Below are 18,319 nucleotides of genomic sequence, written 5' to 3'. Positions count from 1 at the left end.
TCGTTTCACTCGTTACCTTTTGGACGTTGTGGGAGTTGGCACCCATGTTCGTCGCATAAATTGGATGGGACGATTTTTCGTCTCTTTGCGATCCAGTCGTACGTCCATTGGCCGAAGCCAAAGACAATACTTACTCGAATCATTGGCAGGAGCCACCAAAAACGACGGATGTTTTTGCAAATAACATCACAGGCATGGATGCCATCGAACCATTCTTTTGTACTTGTATTATATACGTATAATCGTTTACTCATTTTTTCAAGCATATCTGGTGTTAGGTTATATTCTTGGACTATTTCTGAATCTCGGAATGATACGGTTGTTACGTTGTTACGGCTGTCATAACGTCTAATTCGCTCGGAAGCCTTTGTACACATCGGACACCAACCGTCATAGAAAACGATTATCATCTTAATCACTTCTCCCCTTGTCGTACTTCGATCATTTGTTTCCAAATAGATCCTTTCGCTTCTTCCCCTTGCTCAATTCGCTCAATTGCTAATTTAATTTGCATGCTTACTTCAAATTCCGGATCATCTTCTGCTGCTTTTAACGACGGAAGTGCTGACTCATCGCCAACTTCAAATAAGAACATCGCTGCACGCCAGCGTACTAGTTTGCTCTTGTCTTTTAATGCGTCAATCATTGCTGGCATCGCTAACGGGTTACCAATATCCGATATGCAATCTCCTGCTGTACGGCGAACTGTAACCGTTGTGTCATTTAACGCCTCTACTAAGTACGCAATTAAACCATCGCTCTCAACCATACCTAAATAAACGGTTGCAAGGCGACGGATTGCCGCTTTCTCGTCACGAAGTGCTTTAATAAGAACTGGTACGTCTTCTAACGTTGGATTCATACGGTCTAATAATGCGTAACGAGTCTTCCAGTCATCACACTCTAACATTTCAACCGTTACTTTTTGTACTTCTTTCTTCGTTTCTTTCACAACTGCACCATCTGTAAGTGCTGCAACCATTTCATCTAAACGTTCTGCTGAATATGCTGCGTCTACTTCTTCTGCTAGCTCATTACTAATTTCCTCGATTGTACCGTAACGGATTCCTTTTTCTACCCACTTACGTTCAAGAATAACGTTTGATGTACTCATTTGTAACTTCATCGCAGCTCCCTTGAAACGCTCTGGTAAACCAACTCGGTGCTCTTCATCGCCTTCAACTAACTTAATTTGAATCGGGATATCTACGTACATTTGATAGAATACTTTTACTTCACCGTATGCTTGTTGCGGTGCTTCGGCTACTTGCTCGTCTGAATCAACTGTTTCCCCAAAGATCGCACGTGCTTCTTGTAAAATTGTCTTCCAGTCGTATTTCGCATTGCGCTCTACCGCCAAAAAGTCAGCAACATGATATACGCCTTTTACTCCAAGAATTTGTAGTAATTGCTGAATTTCCTTCGGTGCATCTTCTGCATTTTCATTTGTATAGTTATTCCTAGCACTCGCCGGTAACTCTTCATCTAAAATAATTTTCATTGTATTTGGGCTTGGTGTAGGTTCAATTTTTTTGATATTCATGTTAAAACTCCTTTCAGAAACAACTGTTCTATACATAGTGTACCATAAAAGCAGTGTCTTTTCTCCTATCAGCAACTTGTATATCGCACAAAAAAGAGAGCAATGTAACATTGCTCTCCCCTCCTTATTTCTGTCTTTTCACAAGAATCATACACACAATAATAATAGTGAACGCAGTAAGCGCTAAAAATGGAATTGTCACGAAGCCAAACCAATTAATATACTGCGCATTACATGGTACACCACTTACGCACGGTTTAATTTCAGCAAAACCAGGTACCTTCTGTACTAAGTAATGATAGAACGAAATACACCAACCGAATATTGCCATCGGTAATACAAACTTCTTCACAGATGTATCATTTTGAAATGTACCAACTCCAAGGATAAATGCTAGTGGGTACATCAAAATACGTTGATACCAACAAAGTTCACATGGAATAAACCCACGTATTTCACTAAAATAAAGGCTACCAAGTGTAGCTACTGTCGAAACAAGCCAAGCAATATAAAGGTAAATTTGCTTACTCATTGCTTTCATCATTATTTACCTGCCTCTAATTCTTTCTCAATAAGGCTCTTAATCTTCTCATAATCGAAAGGATCTTTCAGAACATGGCCATTCACCATAATTGTAGGTGTCTTATTCACACCAAATTCTCGAACTAATTTCTCGTCTTTTTTCACTTCATCGATAAATTGTTGCTTTTCTAAATCTTGTTGCAATTGTTCTACATTAATCGCTGGGAACTTTTTCGCGATTTCTACTAGTCTTTCATTCGTCACCCATGCTTCATCATGCTTCACCTGTTCTGGTTGCTCCTTATAGATTGCTTTATGGAAGTCCCAGTATGCATCCGGTGAATGTTTCCATACAGATTCTGCGGCTAATGAAGCTAATGTTGATTCTTGTCCGTGGAATAGAACGTTCACATAAGCGAATTTCACCTTTCCACCTTTTACATAATCATCTACTAATTTCGGGAAAACTGTCTCTCCCCACACATTACATGATGGACATTTGAAATCACCAAACTCAACAACTGTTACTGGTGCGTCTTTCTCCCCTAAAATAGGCTGTCCTTCAATCGACGGTGTCTTTCCTCCGCTTGTTCCCTCATTTGCTTGATTACTTGTTTCAGAGCTTTTATGATTTATTACTACAAATATCGCGATAATACCTAACAAAATAGCGGTAAGAATCATCATCATTTTAGCTCCTGATTGTTTCTTCTTCATTACCATTCCCCCATCTTACTAAGACATACTTAGCAAACTCATTGTAAGCCTTATAAATATTTCTTTACCATTCTACATATGTAACAAGAGTTCCTACTTCGATAATAACAAAAACATAGGATCTCTGTCGACTATAAAAAGGAAATAGATTCCTAACATTCAATAATAAAAAACAGCAGGCCTTCGCCTACTGTTCTCCCTACTATCATACAATCCGTCGCCGAATTACTCCCGAAATCAAATCTATCATCGTAACCATTACGATAATACCAATTAAAATAATCCCAACACGGTCCCATGAATGCCCATGTAATGCGAAAATAAGCGGTGCACCTACTCCTCCCGCCCCTACAATACCGAGTGTCGTCGCAGAACGGACACTAATTTCTAAGCGATATAAAGTATAAGAAAGAAAGGCTGGTAATACTTGTGGCACAATCGCAAACCAGATTACTTGCATTCTATTTGCACCAGACGCAATAAGCGCCTCTGTTGGGCTGAAATCCATGTCCTCAATTGCTTCACTAATAAGCTTGCCAAGCATCCCAATCGAATGGAAACCTAATGCTAGAATACCAGCGAATGGCCCAAGACCAACTGCTTTAATGAAAAAAAGCGCCATAATTAACTCTGGAAACACACGTATTGCACTTAAAATTACTTTTGTCGTTGAAGAAATGATGCGATGCTTACTCATGTTTCGTGCCGCCATGAAGGCGAATGGAATACAAAGAACGGCAGAAATAAATGTTCCAAGAATAGCAATGGCAAGCGTTTCTAGTAATGCACGAAGTAAATCTTCCCCACCGGGGTCATATACGTAATCCCAATCTGGGTAGACGAATCCTTGTAGAATACCAGTAATAGCGTTGGACGCTGATTCCTTTAGTGCAATTTCTGGTAAACCCGCAAATGCCCAGACGTAAATTCCTACTATAATAATGACAATTGCCCACGTCTTTACTCGTTGTTTGAATGGTTTTGTCCTCATAGCAACTTCTCCCTAATTCGATTACTCACAATATCAATAATTAATACGACAAGGAATGTATAAATAATAATTGTTGATACACGATCATATTGGAAGAAACTTAATGCGTTACTTAAGACTAAGCCAATTCCACCAGCACCAACATACCCTAAAATAGCCGCTGCACGAACGTTAATCTCGAAACTATACAAGAAATACGAAATGAAACTTGCAACTACTTGTGGCACGACGCCAAAGAAAATCCATTGAACTTTGTTCGCCCCAACTGCCGTCATCGCTTCTAGTGGGCCATTATCAATTGCTTCAATCGCTTCGTACAATAACTTCGCAATAATCCCAAATGAAAATACGGTAATTGCCAATATACCCGCAATCTCACCAATCCCGAAAATCGGTACGAACAATGCTGCTAGTAATAATTCTGGAATAGTCCGCACTAAGTTCATAAGGAAACGTGAAACATGATAGATGAATGGAATTTTCACGACATTACTTGACGAGAACAACGCCACAGGAATCGCAATCATTGCCCCGAACGTCGTTCCAAGTACAGCCATACGAATTGTCGCGAGCATTGGCTCTGTAATCGATCCGAAATACTCCCAATCCGGTGGGAACATTTCATTTAGTAAGCTCACCATGTTCGGCAACCCTGTTACCAATGTCTGAAACGAAATTTCCGTTTGATACGCACAACCCCAAAGCAGAAGTAAAATGAAAATAACCGTCACAACATGTTTAATGCGTGAAACACGCTGTGCCATCATACCGATTCCCCTAGTAACTCATCATCGTTAATTGCACGTCCGTATATATCGGAGAACACCTCATCCGTCGCCTCTTCCACTAGACCATCAAAGACGATTTCTCCAGCACGGACACCGATAATACGTGTCGCATATTCCCGTGCTAAGTCAACAAAATGTAAGTTCACAATTGTCGTAATGCCAAGCTCTTGATTAATCCGTTTCAAATCGTCCATCACTTGCCGTGTCGTGAATGGATCAAGTGACGCAACTGGTTCATCCGCAAGAATGATTTTCGCCTCTTGCGCAAGTGCACGAGCAATCGATACACGTTGTTGCTGACCACCTGATAATTCATCCGCTCTTGCAAATGCTTTCTCTTCCATGTTCACCCGCTTTAAGGCATTCATCGCAAGTTCAACATCCTGCTTAGGAAAAAGTCCTAGTAATGTACGAATCGTAGAATGATAACCAACTCTTCCAGACAAAATATTACGCATCACGGAAGAGCGTTTTACTAGATTGAAATTTTGAAAAATCATCCCGATATCGCGGCGCATACGTAATAACTCTTTTCCTTTTGCTTTCGTCATTGATTTATCGTCAATCGTTATTTCACCGTCTGTTATGTCATGCAGGCGATTAATGGAGCGAAGTAACGTCGATTTCCCAGCTCCAGACAAACCGACAATGACAGCGAAATCTCCTTTATGAATCGTAATATTTACGTCCTTAAGTCCTACTGTCCCGTTCGGATATACCTTGGAAACCCCTTTAAATTCAATCATTCTCTCTGTCTCCTTTTGCTTCTTGCCATCAAAACTTCCAAAACTTCGCATAGTGTGAATCAATGTTTTTATCTGCTAAACTTTCGACAAACACTCGTAAACTCGTTAATTTCCCTTTTTGAATAAGTAGTGTTTCTGCTTGCTGTATTTCGGCTACTTTTGTTTCTAAAATTTTCACGACTGATTTAGATGTCATATAGTTTTTTTCTTTCCCGATCACCAGCAATTCATCTAAATGATCCACATCCATCTTCGCCACTATGTTAAATGATTTCTCACTTTTATTGCCTGCTTTATCTGTCGCAACTACTTTCACGACATGTTCCCCAGGAAATAATTGTAAAGGCGTGATTGTAAGTGGTTGTGTAACTGATTCTCCATTTAACGTAACAACAATTGAATCAACACCACTTCCTTTATCTGTTACTTTCATTTCAGGTACAAACGTATCTGTCACGAAAAAATCTTTCACTGCGATATCTGCAATAACCGGAGCCTCTTTATCGGCCAGCTTCACATGGTCATACGATAGAGGCTTCAATTGATAGACTCCTTTGAAAATAGACGAGACGCCACTAACCGTGACAACGTTCCCATTTGCATACAACGTGCTAAACTCGCTATATTTCATCCCTGTTCGCTCATCGACACGTACTTTTGTTACGTTGTCACCTTGGAGAGCATCAAATTCAAACGCTTTTCCTACTTGTTTCATGTTTTGAATTGTGACATATTCAAGCGTAACGAGCTGACCTTGGTTACTTTCGTTCAACTCAGTTACAACTTTTGGTGTTGGAACTTGTGCAGTTCCTTTCTTCTCAATCTTCACGATATTTTCTAGTTCAAACTCCGTATTAAATAGTTTCGTTGGTGCAGTAACACGAACAACATCGCCTACGTTAAAGCCGTCTTCTTGTTGATACACATAAATGCCGGCTGTACTATCTTGCATATAGAAACCTTTCGCTCCGAATGCACCTGGCTGTGACGTAATCGTTCCTTCAACTGTAACGGTTGTTCCTTCTGCCTTCGTTCTTGCATCGGCAACTGTTATTAAGCTCGGAAGCCCACCATTATCGCCTGGAAGGGGCACGCTCGGAACGTTATCTACTTTCACACGTTTCGTAAGGAGGTTGTTTTTCCCCTGACGAAGACGAAGGTTTGCATCCCCTTTCGTTCCAGGTTTCATTTGTACTGTTATTTCTTTCGTTGCACGGCCAGTTGCATCTGCTTTTGCAGAGAAAGAGGAACTATATCCATAACTTGATGGCCACGTTCCATTCTCTTGCTTGAACTTCGCTACTTGTTGACCACCATCCACATAAATACCCACTTGTAAATCAGTAACAACTTGATTTGGCGTTAACTGATCAAGTACAACACGTATTTGGAATTCTTCTGCATTTGGCAATACATCTTGATGGATAATAGAATACGCTGGCGTTGGATTTTCTTTCTTCGGTCCGTTATATGATCCTGGGGCAAATGTTGACGAGTCATACCATTTATACCCTGCCGCTGGAGGTGCCCACGGCTCTGGTTGTGGTTCTGTTGAATTTGCTGGTACTTCCATGTCTAAAGTCGGTGACACTGTATCAAGAGGAATACCTGCTTCTGTAAAATTTGTATATGCTTCTTGCTTCGCTAACCAATTCATAAGGTTGGTTAATAATTTCGCATCATCTTGTTCTTTAAATCCATCATAGGTTTTCTTCGTTTGACCATTTTCTTCACGTAAATACTTTGGCGTCGCATCTTCTACTGGTGAGGAATCACCAATAAAAGCCGCTTTTCCTTTACCAAGCTTCGAAATAGCAGCGTATGCGCCTTCCTGCACACCACCACCAAAATATACACCTTGGTCAACAGATGGTCCCCATTTATCAGCTTCCGTTAATCCTTCCGGTAAATAAACGATTCCTTTCGCTTTCGTCGGATCCGTAATCATAACTGTTGAACCAGCATGCATCGCAACCGAATTAACCCCTTGTGTGATGCCGAACGATTCTTCTGGTTTTACAATTTTCGTTGCGTTTACGTCACCAACTGCGTTGTAACGGAAACGAAGCCCAAAGTTCATTGCTAACCAATCTGAGCTTTCTACTCCTTGCATGGCTGCTGAGTTCTTCTCGTCTGCTGACATCCCTTTTGTTGGGTCGTTGTATGCACCGCGACGGTACCCGTTCATTACTTCCGATGAATCCCAGCGATTTTTGTTACGGTCGGCATTATAATGATCGGAAATGAAGAAAATACTTCCGCCACTTTTCACGTATTCAATCATCGCATCTTGTTCAGACTTTTTGTACGGAATATTCGCTTCTGGAATAACAAATACTTCATACTGCTGTAAATCTGCTAACGTAATTGGCGTGTTCTTGCGTAATTCTTTCACGTAATATCCATTATCTGCTACTGCATTTGCAAAGTCAGAAAATGCCCCATCAATTACCCAGTCAGCCGCTCCTGCTGTTTGTCCGTGTGTATTATCGAACAACACGTCTAGTCCATTTGGCTTCGTTGGCTTAATTTCTGGAGCTGGCTCACTTGCATCGCTTGCTTGTACACTAACTGGATTAAAAGTAAGCGGAAGACCACTAAACACAAGACATACGGCTAATAACAATCTAAAACACACTTTCTTCATCCTTTCCCCTCCCTACACATTATCAAACTTGTCTATCCAGTTCTTTATACTAAATGGTAAATGTATACATATTATTGAGATATGATTAGAAATTTGTAAAAGATTGTAAACAGATGTATACATCCCCTAAAAAAGACGTGAGAACAAGCCCACGTCTTTTTTCTTATATATATTCTTGCTTCATTTATTAATATGCCTTGTCTTTATCAAACTTACATGCCAATTATGATTAACAGATGCCTTAATAACACCACGCTCTGCAATATAATTCGCTAGTAATTCCGATACATCGATAGAGCCGTCCTTTACCAACGGCTTGTTCATAAACATCGTATATTCACCACCGCCACTTGCTCGGTAATTGTTCATCACGACGTCATACGATGTTTTCGGATTAACTGGCTCACCTTTGTATGTTAACGCCGTAATCCGTTCACCGACTGGATGTGTAATATTTATTTCATAGTCAATGCCTTCCCACATGTCATAATTATAATGTTGTGGCTTCGGCTCTAAAAAAGACGGATGTACTTTCACTTCCTTGCCGTCATACGTATCAAAATACGATGCTGTATGTTCAAGTGCCTCTTTCATCTCTTGCCCACTTATACGGATAACGGCTAACGTATTTGGATATGGATAATTCGCTAAAATATCTCGCATCGTAACTTCTTGCTTTAACCCTAGTGGTTCGTTATGAAGAAGTGCTGTACATGAAATATCTACACCCATTATTTCCATTTGGACTCGATTAATAAATTCAATAAACGGGTGCTCGTGCAAACGGGCTTGTAGTGGACTATGTATCTCCATATCTCCTTCCACACGACCAATAGATATATCTAACCAACGTTGAGTCGCTTCTTCGTATCCTCTTACTTTTTCTAATACACTAGTATCTGTTTCATCAACAGGAAGAAGCTCACCACACTTTTCTACACACACCCATTTCGTCCCGTTCTTTTCAAGTGTAAGAGCAACCTTTCCTACGACACTACCGTTACATCCTGGTTGCATAACTGTAACACCGTTCACTTCTTTTCCTACGATTTGGCGATGTTGATGCCCTGTTAATAACACATCAATTCCTTCTACTTTCATACATAACTCGTATCCTTGATTTTCGCCTGTTAATGTTTCTGTCTGGAAACCGTAATCAACATCTCTTTCAAACCCACCGTGGTACGATACAACAACTACATCCGCTTGTTCTTCCTTCTTCACGTAGTTCACCCATTTCTTCGCACACTCTATCACATCTTCAAATACAATTCCTTCAATATGTTCCCGTTGCTCCCAATGCGGAATATGCTTTGTCGTTAAACCAAGTACCGCTACTTTTACACCTTCTATAGTACGAATCATGTATGGCTTTCCGAAATACGGCTTCCTATCTTCATCTACGATATTCGCCGCTAACCATGGAAACGTCGATTGAGAAATCGCTTCTTGTAGCAACTCTTGTCCGTAATTAAACTCATGATTCCCAATTACTGCCGCATCATAATGGCATTCATTTGCGGCGAGAATCATTGGATTTGCTAATTCTGATTGAAATTTAAAATAGTGATACATAAGCGGTGTTCCTTGAATCATATCGCCGTTATCAATAACAATTGTATGTTTATTCCTCTGTCGCTCGCGTTTTATAATTGTCGCAACTTTTCCTAACCCAACTGATATCTCCTCTCCCGTTGCATAATGAATAGGAAAGATTGCACCGTGAAGATCACTCGTTTCTAAGATTGTAACCGTTACCTTTTTCATTGTTCTCCCCCTCAAGCATGTCATATTTAAAACTAGCTATGAATAAACTGTAAGCGTGTATAAGACATCTTATTCTATTCCTACTTCTATTTTTCTACCTTTTTATCATCCATCATCATCTTTAAGTACATGTAAATCACATGTAAATTACATCTAAAGTTACCGTAAATATCCAACCATTTTGTCTTTTTTTCTGTATGATGGAAAAGCAATATCAAAAAAAGAAAAATAACGGGGGAAAGCGCATGTTGAAGAAAACGGTAGGGTTGTTTCTTGTCATGATTCTTTGTATTGGTATATTCAGTGCTTGCTCGAAAGAAACGAGCAAAACAGATGGAGGAAAAGCAAAAGAATACACACCTGAGAAGTTAACGATTGGGTTCGTTCCATCACAAAATGCGGAAACACTTGAAGCAAGAGCGAAGCCACTAGCGGAATTACTTTCAAAAGAAATTGGTATTCCAGTCGATGTGAAAGTAACGACAGACTATAATAGCGTTGTCGAAGCGATGGGCTCAAAACAATTAGACCTTGGCTTCTTACCACCTACTGACTATGTTATCGCACACGATAAAGGATATGCAGACGTGTTACTTCAAGCACTTCGTTATGGTGTAAATCCAGCTGACGGATCAAGTACGAAAGAGTTAGTAGAATACTACTACTCAGGTATCCTTACGTTGAAAGATTCACCAATTAACTCGTTAGAAGATTTAAAAGGAAAGAAAATTGGCTGGCAGTCTCCTACATCATCAGCAGGATACGTTTGGTCAGCAGTTGAAATGAAAGACAAAGGCATCGATGCGCAGAAAGACGTACAAGGTGTACAACTACAAGGTCATGACAAAGGTGTGCTAGCTGTCTTAAACAAAGATGTAGATGCAGCTGCAATATTCCTTGATGCTCGTAATATCGTAAAGAAATCATTCCCAGACGTATGGGACAAAACAAAAATTGTCTACACAACACAAAAAATCCCGAACGATACAATTAGTGTTCGTCCAGATATGACACAAGCATGGAAAGATAAAATTGCCGATGCATTTGTGAAAATCAGTAAAGACAAAGAGGGACAAAAAATTATCGAAGCAATCTATACACACGTAGGTTACAAAAAAGCCGACGACAAAAACTTCGACGTTGTACGTGAATATAGCAAAAAGATTGGTCAAATTGGAAAATAAGCATATAAAGCTTCATCATTAAAAACAAGAAAGGTATACACTATAGTCCCGACTCCGAGTGGATGTTTTACATAGAAATTACCACTCTCTGTTCCTTGTATCATTACTATAATGAACGAAAAAAGCTGACAAACAGGAATAATCCTTATTGTCAGCTTTTCTTCATTTTAGCGCATATTTCCCTACATATTCACCGTAATTCACAACCTCTGTTGTCCTTGACCAATGCAAGACACTTCCTGCAAAGCCACAAATATTTAAACCAGGCATTTCATACGAATCTGCGTTATTCACCGTCCCAATTGCATCTTCTAAAAATGTCACCTTATATCCACGATCAAATGCCGAAATTGCTGTGAAAAGACAGCAATATTCTGCATTAAATCCTGTTACGACTACATGATCTACATCAAGAATACGTAAGACATCATCTAAATCTGTTTCGAAGAAAGCGCTAGGTGTACGCTTCTCAATGATATCATCCGCGTATGGAAGTAGCGGCGCATAAACTTCTACGTCACGTGACTTCTTATAAAATAAGCTCTCCTTATCATCTTCAACATGCTTAATAAAAATAACCGGTTTCCCCGTCGCTTTGAAGTGTTTAATTACCGATTCAATTTTCCACACATCCGCTTGAAAATCACCTAATTTCATCAATGCCTCTTGCACATCAATTACTAACAAAGCTTGCATGTCACTGTATCTCCCCTATCTGTCATTATCTTAGCTGTTTAACAAATCTCTGCTTCTAAAAGCTCCATAAACTCTTTTTTAAGTCTCTCTAATTCTTCCTTACTAGGTATATGAAGGAGTGCTTCATTTTGTGTATAGACAGCCCCACCTTTCATGACAACGTGAATATCTTTCGTATCTTCGATATTCTCAAGTGGGTTATTATTCAGCAGGACAAGGTCCGCCGCGCACCCTTCTTGTATACGACCAAGTTCATGTTGGTTCATCGCATCTGCTGCTGTAATCGTCGCTGCTCTCAGTGCATCTAGCTCACTAAATCCCGCATCAACAAATAATTCAAGTTCACGATGTAAGCCCATACCAGGCCATACCCACGGGCCAGCTGGTGTATCTGTTCCGGTAACTACCGTGCCACCGATATCGAAGTACGTCTTTGCAATTGTTTGAATCATTTTTGTTTGAATACCCGACTTTTTAAAAGCCTCTATGCATCCAGCAAGCTGTTCCCATTGCCCCATAAGATCCTTATTTCCCTTTATTTTCTCCATAACAACATTATCAGGACACCAATACTCTGGTAGATATCTCATTTGATCATGAAGCATCATTGTCGGGCATAACTTCACATTGTATTTCTTTAACTCACGACAAAGCATTTCAATCTTCTCTTTATCTGGATTCTCCCAATCTATTTCTTGCCATACAGATTCTTCTTCCGCCATTGACCAATTCGGATACATGACACGAATACAGCCTGACGCATGCTCATTCCACACCACACCAGCTTTTGCCGCATCAAGTGCGTTCACTTCCGTCGCATGAATTAAATCACAGCTCACTTCTATTCCATATTTCTTCGCTTCATCAACAACCGCTTCCATTACTTCTTGAGATACTAGACAATACAACTTCACATACTTTGCCCCTGCTTCAATCTGCCTTCTTACTTCCTCACGTGCAACTTCAGGATCATCTGTATTTAAATTAAAAGGGCTCGTATCTCCCCACATCCCAGGAAGCCCATCAATCATTCGTTCCGCCGCAAACAAACGTGGTGTCGGTGCCTCTACAGGAGCTTCTAGTAATTGCTTTGACATTATCAAACTCCCTGCCATATCTCTGACTGCTGTTACACCAGACGCAATGAAACAAGGTGCAAATGCATCTCGAATATGTACGTGCATATCAATAAGCCCTGGAATAATCCACTTCCCAGATGCATTAACTACTCTTATATCATTATGTAATGGAAATTCTTCTTCATTTTGATAAATAGTTCGAATATAACCATCTTCAATTAGAAGCGATGCCGTATAAATGTCACCCGTTTCTACATTAATGATGTTACCGTTTTGGATAAGTGTTTGATCAATCATTTTACCTCTCCTTTTCCTTAATAATCAGGTAACTCAAGGTGGAATTCCTCTTATTTCTATCTTCCCTTCAAGAATAACACGCTTCACATACATTAACTATCAACAGATAGTTGCATGCGCATTTCTACTGTTAGTTGAAAAATAAAAGCCAAATAGGCTACAACTAACATATTAGCTGCAGCCTACTCGGCCTATTATCCAATGTATATTGGTCCTCTCTTAACCCGCATGTGCTTCTGCTGATGCCCTTTTAATAAGCGATGCCTTTTCCCATCTTCCACTTATATAATAACCAAGAGAGAAAATAAATGTTAACACATTAATGAATCCTAATGTAACAAAAACACCTGTAGACAAATTCGCAAACAAATGCGGTACGATTGCTAGCGGAATAATAACTAATACGTACATATTTACAATAGTTAATATCATTCCACCTTTTCCATCGCCCGAACCTGCAACAACAAAGATGAATACGAAAGAAACCATATTGAGTACCCATGGGAGTGTATAATACGTAAAGAAATCAACAAACAACGGAATCATGCTTTCATTCGTTGCCAATACTTCTGCAAGTTGATAACGACTAAAGAAGAAAATTACAGCTATGACAAGTCCATATCCTAAGACGGAAAATCCTATTTTTTTCGCTAAGTCTTTTACTCCGTCATACTCACCTGCTCCTACTTTATTTGATACGAGCGGGATAAGACTAGCGGTGAAATTTTGAGCGAATAATCCGAAAATCGCATATGCATATGTGCCTACTGCATATACATTGAAACTTTCTTGAGGATAGTACGTTAATATAAATGTATAAAGGAACATCGATATATTAAACGATAAAGCACTTAACACTTGTGATCCGATAAACCCTTTATTTGTTTTGAGTATGTCCAAATCCAGCTTATACGAAATATGTTCTTTCGAAAGGCTTATCTCCAAAGAGTCTTTGAAAAATATGCTGTATACCAAATACACCATACAGCATATATTCGATACAATGATTCCAGCAGCTGCACCAGCTACCATGTTGTATCCTTGCATTTGGAATATGTACATACATAGTGGTGTCGCAATGATATTTACAACCATCGTTACCCCTAATGCTTTATAAATTATCCCTAGTTTTCTAAAATAACGAGGTAACATTAGTAATAAATTGTTAAGTGCCATAACAATATACCCTAAAAAATAAACAAATAAGTAGCTATCTAAATAGTCATTTGTTACGTCATTAGCACCGAAAATCCCTTTTAGAACAGGTAAACATAATAATCCTATTATCATAACAAATGCACCTGAATAGATGGAAAAAGAAAACGTAGCACTTATTGCTGATTTCACTTTATCCATTTGCTTTGCCCCAATGCTTTGCCCCATATAAATGAGTAGTGCTCCAGTCACTCCCATTAAGACGGCTTCAATTAATACAATAATAGATGAGGAAATTCTGATAGCTGCTAATGCTTCTGCATCGCCGATGAAATAGTAAATCCAAAAGAAATTAATCCCGATTAGAATTAAATCTGATAATCCAATCAACGTCATAGGTAACGAAAACTTCATTATTTGTTGCCATGTAGAACGATTTTCCACGCTAATCTCCCTCTCCTATTCTATATCTCCTGCTATTAAACAATAGTACGGTGTTTGATTTGTTCCGTTCATACTAAACACCTTCTCTACTTCTTCAATTCTAAAACTTTTAATTGGTCTACAATATCTTTCTTTTGAGGAGTAACGTAAACATATATGCTGTGCAATCATTCCTACCATTAGAAGATAAGGCGTACTATCGCCCTGCCGAAATACATCATGATTCAGCGAGATAATGACAAAATGAGAAGTACCATAAAAATTGATATATGGATATAACTCATTTAATTGTCTATAGTGAATATCTTCATGTCCATCTTCTTTTCTATATATCCCCTCTCCATTATTATGATAGAACTGAATAGAAACCGCCTGCCTTATTTCACTAATAGAAAAGAAATTAAAGATAAGGTCGTACACCATCTTTTCATCTATTTCAGCAGAAGCAGCCCGTTCATTCTTAAATGGGGTTAAAGGATATAAATAGGGGCCACTATTCCGTTCTTGACAACTCTGTAAAAACGCCTCAATGTTCTTTTCATCATATTCGTTATCTGTATTATCTTCTGCATGTAACAAAATTCCTAAATTCGGCAAAACCCTATATGTATACCGTTTGCCATACTCTTTTGCAATAAAAAGAATATTATAAAGAAGATGTCCCATCTCTAATAATAACAATGATTTTTTTATATATTCATAATGCTGAGGATAACTATCCTCAAACCCGATAATAATATCGCCTATACTAACGTCTAGGCAATTATTGCGATAAAATTCATACTGACCATTTCTATCGTTTTTTGAAACATGATTCTCATCGTATGTAACGAGAAATAACTTTAAAGGATAAATACTGCGTGGCGAAGGATACCCTTTATGCACTTTGTAATGTGTGTATTGTTCTACTCTTACATAATCATTTAAACTGAGTATTAATCGTTCATACTGCGATAACTCGCCACCAGTTTCTATTTCTTTTACTTTTGAATAAGTAGATAGAAAATAGGGAAGTTCTTGTTTTATCATAGGATATTCATAGTTACGCGAGAGTTCTCCCATAAAATCTCGTAAATAATACATTATTCCCTCACTCCTTTAGGCAAGTGGATGAAAGTTTTTCTGCTTTATCTTCATCTTTGAGACCTCATCGTCCATCACTCGAATTAGTTCACTTGTGAAGTCTAATGGAATGGCCCCCAGCAAAATAGCTTTGACACACTTCAATGAAATAGACTCTAGAAAATTATTTGTTTGATCTACGATAATAGCATCTTTATAAACAGGCTTAATTTGTTCGATTACATAGTGTAAATCATCCCTTATATCTATGTTTGTAGTTGGCATTTTTTTCTTTAAAATAGACACATGTATAGGCTTACTATCTTGAATTTTATTTGTTATGATATCTTTTGCCTTATAGGAGGCAAAATAATACAAATGCTCAATCAAAGCTGTTATCTTCCCGCTATTCCCTATTCTCTCTATTTCCTCTAGAAGGTTTTCCTTCTGATTATTTGTAAGAGTAACAAAGGAATTATTCACTTCACCAAATGAAGAATATATCGCTTCCTCTATATTCAAGTGACATCCTAGCCCCGTAATGGAATAAATAGGATTTCTCTCATTTTGACTAGTTAATAGTCCCCAAACAACCGGTATATCCGTTGGATTACTAATAGAATAAAAAGATAAATTATATCCTAATTCGTTGTAGTACATTTCTTTCGAAAGAATTCTTTTATCCTCATGCACTATTTTTTCAAGTGTTAAGTCTCCAAACCAATAGTTCATAAATACATCTCGCTCAATTACTTCTAACAGTGCATATAAAGTTGCTTCTTCCAACGAATTCCCGACTGCACATCCATTAGAACTATCAATGATACATTTATTATCCATATCTGTTATTAAATATTGCACCATTTGTTCAGGTACATAACACTCTTCATTTGAATAAACAGATTTCCCTTTTACCCAATTCATTTCTAAATCATCATGATAAGGTACTAGTTCATACTTTGTCATTGCTTCCTTCTTATAAGCACCGAATAACTTGGGGGTTATTTTAGGAGCCGAAATTTCGTTAAATGTTCTTTTCAATGTAGAAGGTAATGTAATTGAAGCTGCAATACGCTCCAAGTACTCTAACATAGCTCTATGTTTCGAAGCAGCTACATTCGTATCAAATGCATGTCCTTGAATCAAGAAATTTTCTTTATTTGCTATTGCTGTAGACCCATTCTTTTCATTCATGACACTACCATTATGATAATAAAGAAGGCATTCTCGTAAATCTTTAATGGAAATTTCAGATTTCACCCTTTTGTCTGTATCTTTCTCTTTAAAAAACATTTTTTTATTCTCATACCGAAAATAGAAAACAATATCTGCTTCACGAAAGATAATAGATTGATATTTATGGCTATTAAGGAAGAAATAATAGCTACTTTTCATAATATCGAACAAAGAATGATGTTTCAAAACGAAAAAAGGAACATCTTCAAGGACATATCCATCACTTATCTCACTTTTCTTCCTCATTTCTATATAAGACTCCGTTGAAATAATTTCAAACTCATCTTCAAGGAGAAAATCTGATTTAAAATTGTTGTACAGTTCCTGAAGTTGATTGACAATTCTATCGCTGTACAAGAATATTCCCATTAATCATGCCTCCTTTGTTTCTATTCAAGGTATCTAAGTACAATGTTAAGAAATACGAATACTCATTTTTGCTGTATTTCTCTAAAGGGATTTGTACCTTATACGTATCTAAAAATAGCACTTTCTTATCCATTTCATCACATACATGTAATTCTTTACCGAAATATAAATTAGTGAATTTTCCGATAAAAGAAGGTGTATTTAGTTTATGATTAATGACATCACTATCATTTCTGTAAATAGTTATTTCTTTATATGCATTGCTAAGTAACGATAATAAGTTACGTGCACTGTCATATTTATCAAACCCTAATGCTTCTATTCGAACTCCTTTTTCTATATCACGATAGAGCAGATGGACTAAAGGAAAGAAACAATCGTAATCTACATCGACACACACGTTATGAAGTATCTCATTTGTAAACATACTCGTAAAAAAGTTGTTCTCATCAATACCATCCATTACAATGCCTGTCACCTCATTTTCATAAAAAGTCAAATCGATTTTCACACTTATATCTTCCTTCAATTTCATCATCAATGCACTCATTTTTTCTATTAGAACAAAAGCAATATATTGTAATTGCTTACTATTCACAATATGATGATCTGCCACATTATCCACTCTGCTTAAAGATACGAACAGAGAGTCCTGTAGAATATAAATAAATATATCTCTACCCACGGGTTCTTCTTCGCAAATAACCTCTAAGAACGTTGTACATGTATTATCCCTTATTTCACATTCGTCTGTTACGGTTTCTTTGAGAACACGTAATAAATCCTTATTTGCAAAAATACGTTTGATTCCTTTAAAAGATTGACTACTCTCTATTATTTTTTGTTGGATAATCCCTTTATTAATGAATACTTTTACAACTTGACTCTCAAATGATGAATCATTCAACATCGACTCAATTTCTATCTGATTACGTTTGAGACGTTGAACAAGATTATATACTTTTGACTTTTCTTCTTCTTTAATATTCAATTGCAAATGAATATTTTTAGCCGAAATAATAAACGCTTGATGTGTATCAACAACATGTAGGCTTGGATCGACAGTGTAGTTCACT

General features: G+C 37.9%; 16 protein-coding genes. 1 reads left to right on the top strand and 15 read right to left on the bottom strand.

The features are described 5' to 3' along the window. Window positions 1-5: 5 nt before the first annotated feature. From IEV41_RS03355 to IEV41_RS03315, 9 genes are all read right to left on the bottom strand, one after another. Window positions 6-410, bottom strand: a complete 405-nt coding sequence (locus IEV41_RS03355; RefSeq protein WP_188387023.1) for a thiol-disulfide oxidoreductase DCC family protein — start codon at window positions 408-410, stop codon at window positions 6-8. A 5-nt stretch (window positions 411-415) separates the two neighbouring features. Beyond that, a complete protein-coding gene (locus IEV41_RS03350) occupies window positions 416-1,543 on the bottom strand; it encodes a conserved virulence factor C family protein (RefSeq protein ID WP_188387022.1) in 1,128 nt (375 codons plus the stop codon). Between the two features lie 124 nt (window positions 1,544-1,667). After that, on the bottom strand, window positions 1,668-2,087 hold the full coding sequence (locus IEV41_RS03345) for a disulfide oxidoreductase (protein WP_373284148.1): 420 nt from the start codon (window positions 2,085-2,087) through the stop codon (window positions 1,668-1,670). Continuing rightward, window positions 2,087-2,782: a DsbA family protein gene (locus IEV41_RS03340; protein WP_188387021.1), complete on the bottom strand. Its 696-nt coding sequence runs from the start codon at window positions 2,780-2,782 to the stop codon at window positions 2,087-2,089. Before IEV41_RS03340 ends, IEV41_RS03345 begins: the two co-directional genes overlap by 1 nt. Window positions 2,783-2,987: 205 nt before the next feature. Beyond that, the gene (gene phnE, locus IEV41_RS03335) at window positions 2,988-3,773 is read right to left on the bottom strand and encodes a phosphonate ABC transporter, permease protein PhnE (RefSeq protein WP_188387020.1); all 786 of its coding nucleotides are present in this window, start codon (window positions 3,771-3,773) and stop codon (window positions 2,988-2,990) included. Next, on the bottom strand, window positions 3,770-4,540 hold the full coding sequence (gene phnE / locus IEV41_RS03330) for a phosphonate ABC transporter, permease protein PhnE (protein WP_188387019.1): 771 nt from the start codon (window positions 4,538-4,540) through the stop codon (window positions 3,770-3,772). The genes phnE (IEV41_RS03335) and phnE (IEV41_RS03330) overlap by 4 nt, the downstream gene beginning before the upstream one ends. Next, complete coding sequence (gene phnC, locus IEV41_RS03325; protein WP_188387018.1) at window positions 4,537-5,307, bottom strand: phosphonate ABC transporter ATP-binding protein; 771 nt, start codon at window positions 5,305-5,307, stop codon at window positions 4,537-4,539. Before phnC ends, phnE (IEV41_RS03330) begins: the two co-directional genes overlap by 4 nt. Before the next feature lie 28 nt (window positions 5,308-5,335). Then, complete coding sequence (locus IEV41_RS03320) at window positions 5,336-7,954, bottom strand: endonuclease (protein ID WP_188387017.1); 2,619 nt, start codon at window positions 7,952-7,954, stop codon at window positions 5,336-5,338. 180 nt (window positions 7,955-8,134) lie between these two features. Next, complete coding sequence (locus IEV41_RS03315) at window positions 8,135-9,721, bottom strand: bifunctional metallophosphatase/5'-nucleotidase (protein WP_188387016.1); 1,587 nt, start codon at window positions 9,719-9,721, stop codon at window positions 8,135-8,137. A gap of 245 nt (window positions 9,722-9,966) precedes the next feature. Between IEV41_RS03315 and IEV41_RS03310 the strand changes: the two genes are divergently transcribed. Next, window positions 9,967-10,905, top strand: a complete 939-nt coding sequence (locus tag IEV41_RS03310) for a phosphate/phosphite/phosphonate ABC transporter substrate-binding protein (protein ID WP_188387015.1) — start codon at window positions 9,967-9,969, stop codon at window positions 10,903-10,905. Between the two features lie 162 nt (window positions 10,906-11,067). On the opposite strand, the gene IEV41_RS03305 is transcribed toward IEV41_RS03310, so the two are convergent. The 6 genes from IEV41_RS03305 to IEV41_RS03280 all read right to left on the bottom strand — a co-directional run bounded on the left by IEV41_RS03305 (window position 11,068) and on the right by IEV41_RS03280 (window position 18,318). Then, a complete protein-coding gene (locus IEV41_RS03305) occupies window positions 11,068-11,601 on the bottom strand; it encodes an isochorismatase family protein (RefSeq protein ID WP_188387014.1) in 534 nt (177 codons plus the stop codon). A gap of 38 nt (window positions 11,602-11,639) precedes the next feature. Beyond that, window positions 11,640-12,977 (bottom strand): amidohydrolase family protein, encoded by a 1,338-nt coding sequence (locus IEV41_RS03300; protein WP_188387013.1) that lies wholly within the window; start codon window positions 12,975-12,977, stop codon window positions 11,640-11,642. A gap of 219 nt (window positions 12,978-13,196) precedes the next feature. Further along, on the bottom strand, window positions 13,197-14,576 hold the full coding sequence (locus tag IEV41_RS03295) for an MATE family efflux transporter (RefSeq protein ID WP_188387012.1): 1,380 nt from the start codon (window positions 14,574-14,576) through the stop codon (window positions 13,197-13,199). 15 nt (window positions 14,577-14,591) lie between these two features. Continuing rightward, window positions 14,592-15,659: a hypothetical protein gene (locus IEV41_RS03290; RefSeq protein ID WP_188387011.1), complete on the bottom strand. Its 1,068-nt coding sequence runs from the start codon at window positions 15,657-15,659 to the stop codon at window positions 14,592-14,594. A 15-nt stretch (window positions 15,660-15,674) separates the two neighbouring features. Next, the gene (locus IEV41_RS03285; RefSeq protein ID WP_188387010.1) at window positions 15,675-17,243 is read right to left on the bottom strand and encodes a YcaO-like family protein; all 1,569 of its coding nucleotides are present in this window, start codon (window positions 17,241-17,243) and stop codon (window positions 15,675-15,677) included. Next, window positions 17,218-18,318: a hypothetical protein gene (locus tag IEV41_RS03280; RefSeq protein ID WP_188387009.1), complete on the bottom strand. Its 1,101-nt coding sequence runs from the start codon at window positions 18,316-18,318 to the stop codon at window positions 17,218-17,220. Before IEV41_RS03280 ends, IEV41_RS03285 begins: the two co-directional genes overlap by 26 nt. Window position 18,319: the final 1 nt, after the last annotated feature.

This window comes from Priestia taiwanensis, from assembly GCF_014638355.1.
Classification (GTDB): domain Bacteria; phylum Bacillota; class Bacilli; order Bacillales; family Bacillaceae_G; genus Priestia_D; species Priestia_D taiwanensis.
This window is presented reverse-complemented; position numbering and strand designations above follow the sequence as displayed.